The organism is Serratia sp. AR11, assembly GCF_056376275.1.
On the sequence record NZ_CM150739.1, the window covers coordinates 2,704,253 to 2,718,384 of the forward strand.

15 protein-coding genes are annotated in these 14,132 nt (G+C 57.8%); 7 read left to right on the forward strand and 8 right to left on the reverse strand.

The annotated features are described in order from the left end of the window. The first annotated feature begins 65 nt into the window (after positions 1-65). Genes ACSOSI_RS12850 through ACSOSI_RS12865 form a run of 4 tightly spaced genes read left to right on the forward strand, consistent with a single transcriptional unit; the run spans position 66 to position 3,079 of the window. A complete protein-coding gene (locus ACSOSI_RS12850) occupies positions 66-827 on the forward strand; it encodes a dimethylarginine dimethylaminohydrolase family protein (protein WP_476707219.1) in 762 nt (253 codons plus the stop codon). 27 nt (positions 828-854) lie between these two features. Beyond that, positions 855-1,628, forward strand: coding sequence for an ABC transporter substrate-binding protein (locus ACSOSI_RS12855; RefSeq protein ID WP_012145125.1), 774 nt, complete (start codon positions 855-857; stop codon positions 1,626-1,628). A gap of 36 nt (positions 1,629-1,664) precedes the next feature. After that, positions 1,665-2,357, forward strand: coding sequence for an ABC transporter permease (locus ACSOSI_RS12860; RefSeq protein WP_017892822.1), 693 nt, complete (start codon positions 1,665-1,667; stop codon positions 2,355-2,357). Further along, complete coding sequence (locus ACSOSI_RS12865) at positions 2,357-3,079, forward strand: ABC transporter permease (protein ID WP_012145127.1); 723 nt, start codon at positions 2,357-2,359, stop codon at positions 3,077-3,079. Before ACSOSI_RS12860 ends, ACSOSI_RS12865 begins: the two co-directional genes overlap by 1 nt. A gap of 6 nt (positions 3,080-3,085) precedes the next feature. Here ACSOSI_RS12865 and ACSOSI_RS12870 read toward each other — a convergent pair whose 3' ends face one another. Beyond that, positions 3,086-3,541, reverse strand: a complete 456-nt coding sequence (locus tag ACSOSI_RS12870; protein ID WP_012145128.1) for an Lrp/AsnC family transcriptional regulator — start codon at positions 3,539-3,541, stop codon at positions 3,086-3,088. Positions 3,542-3,555: 14 nt separating this feature from the next. Here ACSOSI_RS12870 and ACSOSI_RS12875 point away from each other — a divergent pair, with 14 nt between their 5' ends. From ACSOSI_RS12875 to adhP, 3 genes are all read left to right on the forward strand, one after another. Then, positions 3,556-4,662, forward strand: coding sequence for a succinylglutamate desuccinylase/aspartoacylase family protein (locus tag ACSOSI_RS12875; RefSeq protein ID WP_476707220.1), 1,107 nt, complete (start codon positions 3,556-3,558; stop codon positions 4,660-4,662). A gap of 167 nt (positions 4,663-4,829) precedes the next feature. Further along, positions 4,830-5,030: a hypothetical protein gene (locus ACSOSI_RS12880; RefSeq protein WP_017892824.1), complete on the forward strand. Its 201-nt coding sequence runs from the start codon at positions 4,830-4,832 to the stop codon at positions 5,028-5,030. Positions 5,031-5,183: 153 nt separating this feature from the next. Next, positions 5,184-6,197 carry an alcohol dehydrogenase AdhP gene (gene adhP, locus ACSOSI_RS12885; protein ID WP_012145131.1) on the forward strand — a complete coding sequence of 338 codons (1,014 nt, stop codon included), beginning with the start codon at positions 5,184-5,186 and terminating at the stop codon, positions 6,195-6,197. 56 nt (positions 6,198-6,253) lie between these two features. On the opposite strand, the gene ACSOSI_RS12890 is transcribed toward adhP, so the two are convergent. The 7 genes from ACSOSI_RS12890 to ACSOSI_RS12920 form a co-directional block, all read right to left on the reverse strand. Further along, on the reverse strand, positions 6,254-6,736 hold the full coding sequence (locus ACSOSI_RS12890) for a helix-turn-helix domain-containing protein (protein ID WP_476707221.1): 483 nt from the start codon (positions 6,734-6,736) through the stop codon (positions 6,254-6,256). A 64-nt stretch (positions 6,737-6,800) separates the two neighbouring features. Beyond that, complete coding sequence (locus ACSOSI_RS12895) at positions 6,801-7,376, reverse strand: DUF1120 domain-containing protein (protein ID WP_112362466.1); 576 nt, start codon at positions 7,374-7,376, stop codon at positions 6,801-6,803. A 14-nt stretch (positions 7,377-7,390) separates the two neighbouring features. Beyond that, entirely contained in the window at positions 7,391-9,829 is a 2,439-nt protein-coding gene (locus ACSOSI_RS12900) for a fimbria/pilus outer membrane usher protein (RefSeq protein ID WP_476707222.1), read from the reverse strand. A gap of 10 nt (positions 9,830-9,839) precedes the next feature. Further along, positions 9,840-10,544: a fimbria/pilus chaperone family protein gene (locus tag ACSOSI_RS12905; RefSeq protein WP_419245742.1), complete on the reverse strand. Its 705-nt coding sequence runs from the start codon at positions 10,542-10,544 to the stop codon at positions 9,840-9,842. Positions 10,545-10,644: 100 nt separating this feature from the next. Continuing rightward, positions 10,645-11,358 (reverse strand): DUF1120 domain-containing protein, encoded by a 714-nt coding sequence (locus tag ACSOSI_RS12910; RefSeq protein WP_476707223.1) that lies wholly within the window; start codon positions 11,356-11,358, stop codon positions 10,645-10,647. Between the two features lie 131 nt (positions 11,359-11,489). Beyond that, entirely contained in the window at positions 11,490-13,031 is a 1,542-nt protein-coding gene (locus ACSOSI_RS12915; protein WP_476707224.1) for a DUF1120 domain-containing protein, read from the reverse strand. 419 nt (positions 13,032-13,450) lie between these two features. After that, positions 13,451-14,044, reverse strand: coding sequence for a tyrosine-type DNA invertase (locus ACSOSI_RS12920; protein WP_476707225.1), 594 nt, complete (start codon positions 14,042-14,044; stop codon positions 13,451-13,453). Positions 14,045-14,132 lie beyond the last annotated feature (88 nt).

The following is a 14,132-nucleotide window of genomic DNA, read 5'->3' on the forward strand; positions in this document are numbered from 1 at the left end:
GGTACGGGTATCTGTTTGATAATCGAAGCAACAGTGACCGTCCTTTTCAACCGAGAGAATCGCCCATGCACTTTACTCAAGCCATTGCCAGACTCCCTGCCGATAGCTGCGCCAGCGGCCAGACCACCGCCCAATTGGGGGCGCCGGATATTGCCGTCACCGGCCACCAGTTTTTGGCCTATGTGGACACCTTGCTCCGCCTGGGGCTAAAAGTGACAGTGTTACCGGCTGCCCCGGCATTTCCTGACGCCCACTTTGTTGAAGACACCGCGGTAGTGATGCCGGAGCTGGCGGTGATCACCCATCCGGGCGCGCCAAGCCGCCAGGGCGAAGTGGCCACCATTGCACCGCTGTTCGAAGGAGAACGCCCGGTGGTGCGCATGAGCCAACGCGGCCATCTTGACGGTGGGGATGTGCTGCTGGTCGATCGCCAGTTTTTTGTCGGCCTGACGTCTCGCACCGATGAGGCCGGTATCGGCGAATTTGCCGCGGCGGTAGAACCTTATGGCTATCGGGTCACGGCCATTGAGGTGAGCGCCGGGCTGCACCTGAAATCAATCGTCAATTACGTGGGGCGCAATACCCTGTTGTTGACGGAAGACTACCAGCACCATGCTGCCTTTAGCGGTTTTAACAGCATCGTCATTCCGGAAGCCGAGTCCTACGCCGGTAATACGCTGTGGATCAACGATACGCTGATCACCCCGCAGGGTTACCCGCGAACGCTGGCGCAAATCGAAAAATTAGGCATGCCGATCGTTCAGCTCGACACCAGCGAATTTAAAAAAATGGACGGCGGCCTGACCTGCCTGTCACTGCGTTTCTGACACTTTCTTTTACCGGGGATCTCAGCCATGAAAAAAACATTAGCGGTTTTACTGACCAGTCTGGCATTAAGCGGCCCTGCGGCGGCTCAGACCTTCGACACCATCAGTTTTGGCGTGGACGGCGGTTATCCGCCGTTTGACGTGCTGGCACCCAGCGGTGAGATCACCGGTTTCGATATCGATATCGCCAACGCGCTGTGCACCCAGCTGCATGCCAAATGCGTGTTCGTCAAACAGCCGTTCGAAAGCATGATTGCCGCGCTTAACGCCCATAAATTTGATGCCATTATTGCGTCGTTAACCATTACCGATGAACGCAAGAAAGAGGTGGATTTTACCGACCGCTATTACCGCAGTTCTGCCCAGTTGGTGGCACGTAAGGGCAGCGCGTTACTGCCGGACGTTGCCAGCCTGAAAGGCAAAACCGTTGGCGTGCAGACCGGCTCGATCCATGAGGCCTATGCCAAACAGCACTGGGGCGGGAAAGGGGTGAAAATTGTCTCTTACGCCAACCAGGATAACGTCTATCTGGATCTGATGTCCGGGCGCATTAACGCGTCACTGCAGGACAACACTCAGGCCGCCAGCAGCTTTATCGATACCCCACGCGGGCAGAAGTTTGCCTTCGCCGGACCGGTGATTGAAGACAGCAGTATCTCCTCTGACGTTGGCATTGCGGTGGGTAAAGACAATCCGGCGCTGCGCGATGCGCTAAACGGGGCCATCAAGGCGATCCGTGCCGACGGGACTTATGAAGCCATCCAGAAAAAATATTTTAGCTTCGACATATATGGCAACTAAACCGGCTCGGATCCAGTCATCCAGGGGAGGCCGGGAATGGTCATAGAGTATTTGCCGTTGCTGGCACATGGCGCGTTGCTGTCACTGTGCGTGATGCTGGTTTCACTGGCGGTGGCGTTGACGCTCGGCATGATCAATGCGCTGATTAAACTCTTTGGTCCGCGCTGGTTGCGCTGGGTATCGACGGGTTACACCACGCTGGTGCGCGGCATTCCCGAGTTGGTGATCATGCTGTTGCTGTTCTTTGGCGGCGAAATGCTGGTCAACGGCTTGCTTGGCCTGGTGGGATTGGGGCCGCTGCGCTTTAACACCTTCATCTCCGGGGTGCTGGCGATTGGTTTTGTGTTTGGCGCTTACTACACCGAAACCTTTCGCGGGGCGTTTCTCACCGTGGAGCGCGGTCAGCTCGAGGCGGCAATGGCCTACGGCATGCGGCCGGGCCAGGTGTTTCGCCGGGTGCTGCTGCCGCAGATGCTGAGCTTCGCCATTCCCGGTATCAACAACAACTGGCTGGGGCTGATGAAAGCCTCGGCGCTGGTGTCAATCCTCGGGCTTGAGGACATGGTTTGGCTGGCAGAGCAGGCCGGGCGGGCCACGCAAAAGCCTTTCCTGTTTTATTTTCTGGTGGCGCTGATTTATATGGTGATTACCGCCGTCTCCAGTTGGGGTTTTAGCCGGTTGGCGCGGCGTTACGCGTTGGCTTCCTCACATTCGGCAGGAGCACGCTGATGAATCTGCAAAATATGCTGGATGCGGCACCGAGCTTTCTGTGGAGCGACGGTTCCGACGTCACCGGGCTGGCGATGACCGCCAAACTGTTCTTGTTATCGGTGGTGCCAGGGTTACTGCTGGCAGCGCTGATGGCGATCGGCCAGGTATACGGCCCGCGGCCGCTGTCGTGGCTGATCCGCAGCGTGACTTACTTTTTCCGCAGCACGCCGCTGTACCTGCAATTAATGCTGATTTACTACGGCCTGTCACAGTTTGACGTGGTGCAATTGGGCTGGCAGAACGACCAGCCTTTCTGGCTGCTGTTTCGCGACGCCACTTTCTGCGCCACGCTGGCGTTGGTACTCAATACCAGCGCTTACGTTGCCCAACTGTTGGCAGGCATGATGGAAACCTTCCCGCGTCAGGAGTGGATTGCCGGTGAGGCCTATGGCATGAGCCAGTGGCAGATTATCCGCCGCCTGGTGCTGCCGGCAACGCTGCGGCGTGGCATTCCGGCGCTGAATAACGAGATGGTCTTCCTGCTGCATGCCACCTCGCTGGCCAGTACCGTCACGCTGCTGGATATTACCGGCGTGGCACGCGCATTTTATGCCGCCACCTATTCACCCTTTATTCCGTTCCTGATGGCGGCGGCACTGTATTTGCTGTGCACTTTCCTGCTGATCTTCATGTTTTCGCGGGCAGAGCGTCGCTGGCTGGCGTTTATCCGCCGCGATTGATGCAGTTCAGGAGCGCTTGATCGACTGTAGCTCGGTCAGGGTGACGATTTTATCCACCCGAAATTTCTTGCTGGTCAGCCAGGTATCGGCCAGCAGCCGGTAGTTTTCCATGCTGCGGCAGCCGATGCGCACCAGAAAATCGAAGTTGCCGCTGACCAGCCAGCAGTCCAATACCTCGGGGGTATTACGCATTTCCTGCTCAAAGGCCGGTTGGGAGTGGCCGTGATCGGCCAATGCGATCTGCGCCTGGATCACAAACGCATGTTCCGGCTCCGGCAGTTCGATAATGGCGCTGTAGCCACGAATAATTCCGTCGCGCTCCAGCCCGCGAACCCGCTCCAGGCAAGGGCGGGCAGTCAGATTGACCTGTTCGGACAGTTTCTGAAACGAAATGCGGCCATCCCGGCACAGTATTTCAAGGATTTTTTTGTCGATGCGATCAAGCCGGGCTTTCTTTTCCACAGATAGGGCGTCCAATGAAAACTAATCATCATAAGTTACCTGAACATGCTCTGGGTGGGCAGCGCCAATTCACCAGTTTTCATTTCGGCCAGCCGGGTAAAGGCGAAAAAATTTACCTGCAGGCCGGTCTGCATGCCGATGAGCTGCCCGGCATGCTGGTACTGCACTATCTTAAAAGATTGCTCAGCCAGGCGGAACGGCGGGGTGAACTGCAAAGTGAAATAATTCTTGTCCCGGTAGCCAACCCGCCGGGGCTGGCGCAGGTGCTGCTCAACACGGGTGTAGGGCGCTTTGATCTGGTCAGTGGCCGCAATTTTAACCGTGATTTTCCCGATTTAGCCCGTTTGTTACGGCAGCAGGATTTCAGTACCACAGAACCCCTGCATCAGCAGGTGCGCATCGCAATGCGCAATGTTTTACAGGCGGCGCCAGACATCAGCGAAGTCACGGCGCTGCGCAGGCAACTGTTGCTATTGGCCTGTGATGCGGATGTGGTGCTGGATCTGCACTGCGACGACCGGGCGATCCTGCACATGTACGCCGACCCGGCCTGGGGCGAACAGGCAGAAATATTGGCTCGTTTTATGGGCATGGGGGCGGTGCTGCTTTCGCAAGACAGCGGCGGCGGTTCCTTTGATGAAGCCTGCGGCCTGCCTTGGCACCGGCTGGCAGCAGAGCATCCCGCCCTGGATGGGATGCAACCGGGTTGCATGGCGGTCACGCTGGAGTTACGCGGTCAGCGGGATATTAGCCACGAGCTGGCCAGCGGCGATGCCGAACGCCTCTATCGATACTTGCAACACCGCGGTGCCGTTGCCGGTGCTTCCCCGGTGATACCGCAGCTTGAGGTCGCCATGTTGCCATTTACTGCCGGGGAGATTGTCACCGCGCCCGCCAGCGGCATCCTGTTGTTACTCCGCCAGCCGGGGGAGTGGGTAGAAGCGGATGAAGCGGTAGCCGAAATTATCGACCCGATCACCGATACGATAACAGCGGTGCGCGCTAAAGCGGGTGGACTGATTTATGCCAGCCGCCAGACGCCTTTTGTCACGCTGGGGGCCGAGGTGATGAAGATTGCCGGTAAGACCCCCTACATAGGCGGCGGTGGGCTGGCGTCCTGATGTGGGTTTTGCCTGAGGCTAAAAGTCGTGAACGAATGTCCCTACGGGAAAGATGGCTTGCCGACCGCCGTCCATGTTAAATTTGACCTTTGCCACTCCGTAGCCCCTGATGACAAAGAGAATTTCATATGGAACAACGGCTACCCGTGCCAAAGAAGTCAGGGTCTATGCGCACAGCCAAACCACGCCGTCCGCATGGGCGATGGGTCTACTATATTCTGCACGAAGATATTCTGTGGCCTTGCCCGGTCAAGTGGGAGTGGGAAAGCAGTTACCACGCCTGGTTGCCGTTTTACTACTCGCCCACCCTGGAATTTGTTGCCGGTAACCCCGCCAAGGCAACAAAAATCACTAAAACCAAGCGTTAATCATTATTTCGCCTGAAGAATTTTGTTTGATTATTTCACAAGAAATAATTATTAACCTTCTGTTTTTAAAGAAAACGTCAGACTTCTTGCCCTCAGGGGGTACAGTAACTACATTAACAGCTGTACTTCAACTCACCTGAGGAGAGACATCCTATGAAAGCTGCCGTAGTCACTAAAAACCACAGTGTAGATATTCAGGAAAAGCAGCTTCGCCCACTGAAATATGGCGAAGCGGCACTCAAGATGGAGTGTTGTGGGGTCTGTCACACCGATCTTCACGTCAAAAACGGCGATTTTGGCGAAGTCCCCGGTATCACCCTGGGTCATGAAGGGGTCGGGGTGGTCACTGCCGTCGGCGAGGGCGTAACCTCGTTAAAAGTCGGGGACCGTGCCAGCGTCGCCTGGTTCTATCAGGGCTGTGGCCATTGCGAATATTGCGTCAACGGTAACGAAACCCTGTGCCGTTCGGTTAAAAATGCCGGTTTCAGCGTGGACGGCGGCATGGCGGAAGAGTGCATCGTGGTGGCGGACTATGCGGTCAAGGTGCCTGACGGCCTGGACTCGTTTGCCGCCAGCAGCATCACCTGCGCCGGGGTCACCACCTATAAGGCGGTTAAAATTTCCGACATCAAACCGGGGCAATGGATCGCGATTTATGGCCTGGGCGGATTGGGCAATCTGGCGTTGCAGTACGCCAAGAACGTGTTCAATGCCAAAGTGATCGCCATTGACGTCAATCAGGGCCAGTTGGATTTCGCCAAAGAAATTGGGGCGGATCTGGTTATCAACTCTAAAACTGAAAACGCCGAAGAAATTATTCAGCAAAAAGTCGGTGGCGCACATGCCGCCGTGGTCACCGCCGTGGCGCGTTCGGCCTTTAACTCTGCGGTGAATGCCGTGCGTGCCGGGGGCAAGGTCGTGGCCGTGGGCCTGCCGCCAGAGAGTATGGACCTGAGCATTCCGCGTTTGGTACTGGACGGGATCCAGGTAGTGGGGTCGCTGGTCGGGACCCGGGAAGATCTGAAAGAAGCCTTCCAGTTTGCCGCCGAAGGCAAAGTGACGCCGAAAGTCACCAAAAGGCCGCTGGGTGACATCAACGCCATCTTTGAAGAGATGAAATCCGGCACCATTCGTGGCCGTATGGTTATCGATCTTTCCGCGTCATAATTCTGCTCTGTTGAGACGATGTATTTCCCTCTTCTCTGGAAGAGGGAATTCCGGATTTAATTAGTCGACGCTTTAAAAACCTGGCTCCAGTTGGCCAACAGCGTCTGCGCCTGTCCGGGCGCCGACCTGAACAAGTCTACCGCACTGCATAGTCTCAGTTTCTCCATCAGCCGCTGTTTTTGCAGGCTGATGGTTTTGATGCTTTTATGCTGCTCGCGGGCAATCGCGCCCACCGTTTTACCCTGCAGCAGGCCCGTCAGCACCCGATGCTCCCGTGGAGAGAGCGACTGCATTTGCTGAGGAGAGGCCTGCGGTAAGGGCGGACTCAGCAGGGCGGCCAGGGCGTACAGCATGGCGTTGTTGTTCAGGCCCAGTTTTTCCATCGCCCGTTGCTTGTGGTTGCTGACGGTGCGGATATTGCGGTTACGCCGTTGGGCAATGGTAGTCAGGTCCTGCCCGTTGAGCAGGGCCTGCAGCACCAGACGTTCGTTCGGCGTTAATTTCTCTGCCAGATGCGGGGGTAACAATACGGTTATCATGGGACTCTCCTGTCCGATTAAACGCCTTTCCGGCGAACTGTCCTTGCCCGGTGGGCGAGGGTGATTAATCCAGCAGTACAAACGACAATGCACCCCGGCTGTCGGTCTGAGCGCTGACCCGGCTATCTTGTTCGGTCAGCAGGGGGGTGAGCGATATTTGCAGGCTTAAACTGCGGCCGATCTCGGCCCGACCCGGCTCCCCGGCGGTCAGCACCGCATTGGTTGGCATCATGGCGGGCAGTGTCACGGTGGTTTCCGCTTCTCCTGCTGGACTCAGCGTTAAATTTGCCGGATGACCGTCTATTTGCGCGCTATCCAGCCTGACCTGGAGATAGCCGCGTTCACCGTAGCGCAGCCGACCATTCGGGCCAGTTTCCCCTTGTAACTTCAGGCGTAGCGTCTGGCGGTATGGGCAGGCTACCCTGATGGTTACCGGGCGCTCCCCGGGTGATAACAACGCCGTACCCGGCGTAGTCCGCAGTTGCCAGCGGGTCTGCCGGCCATAATCAATCTGGTCGGTGCTGGCCGATACGCTGCAGCGGCTTTCCGCTGGATGCGGGATGAGTTGCGCAGGTTCCAGCTCGGCACTTTGCGCCGTCAGGCTGGCCAGCAGCCCCGCCAGCGCCATGAATCTTTTCATTTCACACTCCTTGTTCAGCGGCAAACTGCCGCGCTGGTTTCATATAAACCGCTGCTGTCAGCCTGTTCCGGCAGAGAGAGCGTCAGCGAACACAGTGGGCGTCCGGCATTCTGCACCTCCAGTTGCATTCCCGGTGCCGCGTCCGGCAGGAAGACCGCCCCGGCCGAACCGACCACGGTGACAAATTGCCCCTCGGTATTGAAAACGGCCGCGCCGTGGGGCAATGGCGCACCCTGGGCATCCTGAACGTTGACCAGGACCCGGCGGGTACGCACCACGTCAAAATCCATCCGTCCCACCGCGCCGCGCGCCAGTTCCGTCTCCAGCCAGGCGTTGCTGATATCCACATTTTTCGGCAGGCTGCGCGTGTCGACCTGGACGGTCGAGCGGTGATAGCCACTCAGCGATGGTAATACCGCGTAACCCCGGGCATCGGTCCAGGTCGGGCCTGCCGGTGTTTCCAGCCGGATCCCGCCTTCCTGACCGACCCGGGCAATGGCGAAAGTGTCCCCGACGGAGTACGGCGTGAGCGTGACCCCGCCGCCGTGCGCCACCACGCCGCCGGATGCCCGGATATTCCAACTGGTGTAGTCGTTCGAGTCACGGGTCAGGCTGCCGCTGAGCTGGCTGACCGGCGTGACCCAGTCCAGGGTGCCGGTACCGCTGGTTCGGCTGCTGCCGGTATCATGCTCGGTAGATAAGCTCCAGCCCCGGTCCTGACTGCTGCGGTCGCTGTAGCGCACCCCGGCACGGCTGTTGTGACGGGCCGTATTGATATAACTGCTGAGGCTGCGTGCGCCGAACGGGATACTGACGGTCAGGTAGGCGCGATCCTCATTGCCGTTGTCGCCGCTACCGGTATTGCGTTCCAGGCTCAGTCCGACATAGGCCTGAGCAATCTGAGCGCTCCAGCCAGCGCGCAAGTAGCGGGTGTCATCGCCGCCAAAGGTGGTGCCCTGCGCCCATGAGAGGGCGAAATTACCGACTGACGGCATTCCCCAACTGATACCCGCACCGTACTGGCTGCGGGAGCGACCCTGACTATCTTGGGTGTCCCGCTGCAAGGCATCGCTCAATTCCCGGTATTGACGGGTCTGTTGACGGCTGTTGAGGCTGACCCCCAGCCGTTCCGTCAGCGGGTAGCCGAGCGAGACCGAAACCAGCGTGCCGGTGTTGTTATGGCGTTCATCCTGCGCCACGGTGCTCTGCAATGAGAGTTGCCCCGCGCCGGGAAGCTGGTTGTCCACTGCTGCTGCCACCGCCCGGTACGGCACCGAAACCAGCAGGCCGGTGTTAAGCGTGGTGCGCGGCGTCAGTACCCAACCGCTGGCGAGGGTGCCCAGCCAGGGCGCTTCGCTGCTGCCTTGTTGATCCAGCTTGCCCACGCCGACGGACAGACCGGGTGCGACGCTGTTGCCATTGAGCAGCAGTGCGCTGGCCGGGACGGTAAACTGACGTTTTTCGCCGTTGCTGCCGCTCAGGCTGACCGCCAGATCGCTACGGGTATTGAGCAGCGAGAACCCTTGCAGGCGGAATGGCCCGGCAGGGACGGTGGTGCTGTAAAGCAGCACGCCGGACTGGCGGACTTCCACCACCGACTGAGTGTCGGCAATCCCTTCCACCAGACCGGCTCCGCCCGAATTGCCGGTCAGGGCGCTCTCCGGAAACAGCTGGGCGCCGATCACCTGCCCGGTACCGAACAGCGAGTTGCCCAGGCTAATTTGCCCGGTCTGAAACACCTTCTTAATGCCGGCAAAGCTGCGCTGGGCATAGGCCGCCTGATGTTGCAGGCTGTCTTCGCCATCAAAGCGCGAGAGGGTCTGGCGGCTACGCACGATCCAGTCCCCGGCGTTGAAACCGGCCTCACTGTCCAGTTGGACAAAACTGACCCCACCGCTATTCCCGGCGCTGTCCATGTATTGCGCATCGTAGTTGAACAGGCCCGCGATGCCACCGTGCTGCCAATTGCCCTCGGCCGAGCCGGGGGCGGAAACCGCCTGCGCGGGCACCACCAGATCTGCCCGACGTTCAGCGGGGTCCAGATGCAGTTCGGTTTGTGGCCAGGCGCTGCGCAGGTCAAAACAGGGTTCCCGGCCGGTAAAACCCGGTGGCGTTTGCAGACCGGCCTGTTTTTGGAAGGCGGCGTCGGCACAAAGTTGCCCCTGTTCGTTAAAGCGCGCGGTGATGCGCCCCCGGCCACGCCCGTTAACGTTCAGCATCAGCGGATTTTCGCCGGGTAAAAAGCGCGGGCCGTGGCGGAAACTGTCCGCCACGGTGCGGTCGATACCCCGGGACTGCAGCATGGCCGGGTCAAACAGGGTTTCTTCCGGGCGAGAGAGGGAACCCTCGGCGTTGGCCGGTGACACCAGGAACAGCGGTGCCAGGGCCACTCTTATCGCCAGTGCCTGCCAGCGCAACGGGCGAGCGGGGGGAAAGCATAACAGACTCCTCACGGTATCCCCCTCACGGCAACGGCGTCAGGGGCGCATCATAATGGGCGACGCTGAACCCCCAGGTGGTGGCCGGGGCAATGCGCACCTGTGTTTCCGTACCCAGCGGTTTAGTCCCGTTCTGGGTCAGGGTGAGTATTTGCCCCGGCAGGACATAGCTGTGCGGCAGTGTCCAGACGCCGTTGCCCGGCAGGGTCTGAACCCCTTCACCCAGGCGCACCACATAGGGCGAGGGGTTACTCACTTTCAGAGTGTTGCCGGTGCGCTGCCAGACCAGCCGTTTCCAGGGGGCGAGATCGCGCGCCAGACCGGCCGGGCGAATAATCAGCGGCAGGTTCTGGCGCACCGTCATGCGGACTTCACTTTTATCTTTTTGCTGGGGCGGCACCCCTTCGAAGATCACCCGCATCAGGCGTTCGGTGCTTAGCGGCGTTTTGTCGGTCAGCAAGAAGCGCACGCTCTGGCTCTTGCCGGGTTCAACCCGGGCGGCCGGTGGGGTGACGGTCAGTAACGGCGCCTTGTCCTGAGGCAGGGGCACCAGGGTGGTCAGCAGCAGCACCGGGTAGGGATCGGTGTTTTGGACATTGATGGTGCCTTCGCCGTCGGCGGCTTCTACAATCACCACCGAGCTGTCCGGCACCACGCCGCTGGCCTGAGCCAGGGCAGAAAACAGGCACAGGGCCAGCGCCCCATAACGAACAAAAGGAATGTGTGGCATAAATGGACTCTTTCTTGGACCGGGCAGGTAACCCTTGTAACCTGCCCGGTAGAGGATTGTGGTTGGGTAGGCCCCGTCAATGACGGGGCTTCAGGCCGGTTTACAGATAAATCAGTTCAAGGGTAGCCAGACCGTCCAGCTGGATCGGCTTGGTGATATCCAGTTCTGAGGCCTTGTTGATAAAGGCCTGGACATCTAGCGTGGTGGCCAGAGTTTTGAACGCTACCGGGGTCAAAGTGCCGGTGGTAGCCCAAGAGGGTTGGGGGAAGGATTTAGATACAAGATTGCCAGTTACTGTCTTTGACCATGTACCTGTTAGACCAGCTCGGGTAATGGGGTCTACGGCCACACCGTCAGCCTTTGCGCTTGTAATATTGAGCCTGAGTTTATACCCACCGATTTTTTTTGTGCCGTCCAACCCCAGCCCAAAGGCAGCCACAGTTTCGGTGGCTGAGTCCTTGCCGAAAAGCGTGATCCCGGCCGGAATAGTGGATGCTCCGTTGGTGGCTTCGGCATCACCTACCGTAGTGCCCATGCGCCCACTGAACGCATTGACAGCCACCTTGGCATTGCCATCACAGGTAATGGAAAAATCCAGCGATTTTATCGGCAGCACGGTGTAATCGTCCGCCTTCAGGGTATCGGCCTTGATGGTGCCGTAGTCCACGGTGCCGCCGCCGCTCAGGGTTGGGGTACAGGCCACCGGCTCGATTGTTCCGATAACCTTAAGGTCCACGCTGTCGGCGGCGAAGACGGATGAGGCGCAAACAACGGCACCGGCGGCCAAAAGGGTGGCGAGTAGAGTTTTTTTCATTGATTTATTCCTTTCATCATGTGTTCCACACATAAATATCCATTCCCCCCTTGAGAGAGGGTTCCTTGGTATTTGCCTGGAAAAAGGCAAAATCTTTGTGCAATGTTGCCGTAGCCTTTATTCAGGCCGGGTTACAGATAGACAAGTTCAAGGGTAGCCAGACCGTCCAGTTGGATCGGCTTGGTGATATCCAGCTCTGAGGCCTTGTTGATAAAGGCCTGAACGTCCAGAGTGGTGGCCAGGGTTTTGAACGCAACTGGGGTCAGGGCGCCGGTGGTGGCCCAGGTAATATGTCGGAAACTTTTAGTCGAAAGGAAGTTATGCGTTGGCTTGGTCCACACGCCACCTGGACTTAAACGATTTATAGAATCTACTTCTACACCGTCAGCTTTAGCACCCGTCAATGCGAGTCTCACGCCATACCCACCGATTTTTTTTGTGCCATCCAGCCCTAACCCAAAGGCCTGATTGATCCCGGCTACGCCTAAAAGCGAGATCCCGGCCGGAATAGTGGATGCTCCGTTGGTGGCTTCGGCATCACCTACCGTAGTGCCCATGCGCCCACTGAACGCATTGACGGCCACCTTGGCATTGCCGTCACAGGTAATGGAGAAATCCAGCGATTTTACCGGCAGCACGGTGTAATCGTCCGCCTTCAGGGTATCGGCCTTGATGGTGCCGTAGTCAACGGTGCCGCCGCCGCTCAGAGTTGGGGTGCAGGCCACCGGCGTAATAGTCCCGATAACCTTGAGGTCTACGCTGTCGGCAGCGAAGGCGGATGAGGCGCAAACAACGGCACCAGCGGCCAAAAGGGTTGCGAGTAGAGTTTTTTTCATTGATATATTCCTTTCATCATGTGTTCCACACATAAATATCCATTTCCCCCTTGGGAGGGGGTTCCTTGGTATTTGCCTGCTAACAGGCAAAATCTTTTTCCAACACGGTTGCGGCGGCCATTCACGCCGGGTCAGCTCAATAGTGGCCAGACCGTCCAGCTGGATCGGTTTGGTGATATCCAGCTCCGAGGTTTTGTTGAGGTAGGCCTGCACGTCCAGCGTGGTGGCCAGCGTTTTGAATGCCAGTGGCGTCAGGGTGCCGGTGGTTGCCCAACTGATATGCTGATAGGGTTGTACCGAAATCAAGCCACTTGCTGCTTTGGTCCAGGCACTGCTGGGGTTGTATTTGCGGTATAAAGTATCCACAACCACGGAGTCAGCCTTCGCGTTCGACAGCGCCATTTTTACGCCATAGCCGCCGATTTTGTTTGTACCGTCCAGCCCCAACCCAAACGCCTGAACGCCCTGGGTGGCTGAGTCCAGGCCGAAGAGCGTGACTCCGGCCGGAACGGTGGCGGCTCCGTTGCTGGCTTCGTCAGCGCCCAGCGTAGTGCCCAGACGGCCACTGGACGCACTGACGGACACCTTGGCATTGCCGTCACAGGTAATGGAGAAATCCAGCGTTCTCATCGGCAGCAGGGTGTAATCGTCTGCCTTCAGCGTATCGGCCTTGATGGTGCCGTAGTCCACGGTGCCGCCGCCGCTCAGGGTTGGGGTACAGGCCACCGGCGTAATAGTCCCGATAACCTTGAGGTCTACGCTGTCGGCAGCGAAGGAAGATGAGGCCGAGAAAACGGCGCTAGCGGCCAAAATGGTGGCGAGTCGTGTTTTTTTCATTGATAAATTCCTTTCAACATGTGCTCCATACAAAATCATGTAATAACCGACTGATAATATTGATTTTTATCTTTTTTTGGGTTGCATTGGTTTACTGGAAAAAAGGTAACACTTTGAGCCAAAGTGTTACCTTTTACATATTGTTCTGAAAGACAGGCTAAACAGAGGCATTGTCAGGAGATAACACCATGGACGGTGTTTTTAACGAGCCTATATCTGGGTGAATAGTAATCATTGCGCGGGGTGGGTAAAAATCAAACAGGGCAGTGAGCGAAACCGGGTTTTTATCAGGAAAGGAACGGGTAAACGGAGTGGGATATATCTTACTGATAATGTGATGTTTAATCGGGGGATGAAAAAAATACGACGGCGGTATTGACTTCTTTTCGGGTAATTCTTAGTTTATGTGTCAGTTTGGCTCAAAGTGTTACATTTTTTTGGCGTTTTTCCTCCCATAAGTCCCTGAATCGTCCGGCATTGGCGGCGGTGTACAACACCGTGTGTTGAATGTTGCGATGCCCCAGATAATCCTGAATTACCCGCGTATCGGCACCGTTATCCGCCAGCGCATAGCCACAGGCATGACGCAACATGTGCGGGTGCGCCTCGACGTCCAGCCCGGCCCGACGGCCATACTCACGCAACATACGAAAGATACGCTGACGCGACAGGCGATAGCCCTTTTGTGACAGAAACAGCCAGTCCTGGTCGTCCAGGTTACGGCAGGATTGGCGTTTTTCCAGCCAGCGCTGCAACAGGCGTTTCTCGGTAGTTTCCAGCGGGTGGGTGGTGGACAGGCCGTTTTTGAGGCGGCTGATGTAAAGGCAGCCGTCGTCCATATCGAGGTCGGCGAGGCGTAGCCCGGTGAGTTCGCTGACGCGACAGCCATGAATAAAGCCCATCCAGATCAGGCAGGTATCACGCTCGGGCGCCCGGCCGGCGGCGGCTTCCAGCAGCAGACGCCCGACTTCACCCCGGGTGAGGTGCTTGCGGTGCTGTGGTGATTTGATCACGGTATTCTCCTCAAAAAGAAACGGCCGGCGGGTGCCGACCGTTGTCTGTCACAGACAGAGCGGGAGGAGTATAGCCTAACCTTGGCGT

Coding starts and splice junctions, on each gene's coding strand:
- ACSOSI_RS12850 (WP_476707219.1), top strand. CDS start 66: ATGCACTTTACTCAAGCCATTGCCAGACTCCCTGCCGATAGCTGCGCC.
- ACSOSI_RS12855 (WP_012145125.1), top strand. CDS start 855: ATGAAAAAAACATTAGCGGTTTTACTGACCAGTCTGGCATTAAGCGGC.
- ACSOSI_RS12860 (WP_017892822.1), top strand. CDS start 1,665: ATGGTCATAGAGTATTTGCCGTTGCTGGCACATGGCGCGTTGCTGTCA.
- ACSOSI_RS12865 (WP_012145127.1), top strand. CDS start 2,357: ATGAATCTGCAAAATATGCTGGATGCGGCACCGAGCTTTCTGTGGAGC.
- ACSOSI_RS12875 (WP_476707220.1), top strand. CDS start 3,556: ATGAAAACTAATCATCATAAGTTACCTGAACATGCTCTGGGTGGGCAG.
- ACSOSI_RS12880 (WP_017892824.1), top strand. CDS start 4,830: ATGCGCACAGCCAAACCACGCCGTCCGCATGGGCGATGGGTCTACTAT.
- adhP (WP_012145131.1), top strand. CDS start 5,184: ATGAAAGCTGCCGTAGTCACTAAAAACCACAGTGTAGATATTCAGGAA.
- ACSOSI_RS12890 (WP_476707221.1), bottom strand. CDS start 6,736: ATGATAACCGTATTGTTACCCCCGCATCTGGCAGAGAAATTAACGCCG.
- ACSOSI_RS12895 (WP_112362466.1), bottom strand. CDS start 7,376: ATGAAAAGATTCATGGCGCTGGCGGGGCTGCTGGCCAGCCTGACGGCG.
- ACSOSI_RS12905 (WP_419245742.1), bottom strand. CDS start 10,544: ATGCCACACATTCCTTTTGTTCGTTATGGGGCGCTGGCCCTGTGCCTG.
- ACSOSI_RS12910 (WP_476707223.1), bottom strand. CDS start 11,358: ATGAAAAAAACTCTACTCGCCACCCTTTTGGCCGCCGGTGCCGTTGTT.
- ACSOSI_RS12915 (WP_476707224.1), bottom strand. CDS start 13,031: ATGAAAAAAACACGACTCGCCACCATTTTGGCCGCTAGCGCCGTTTTC.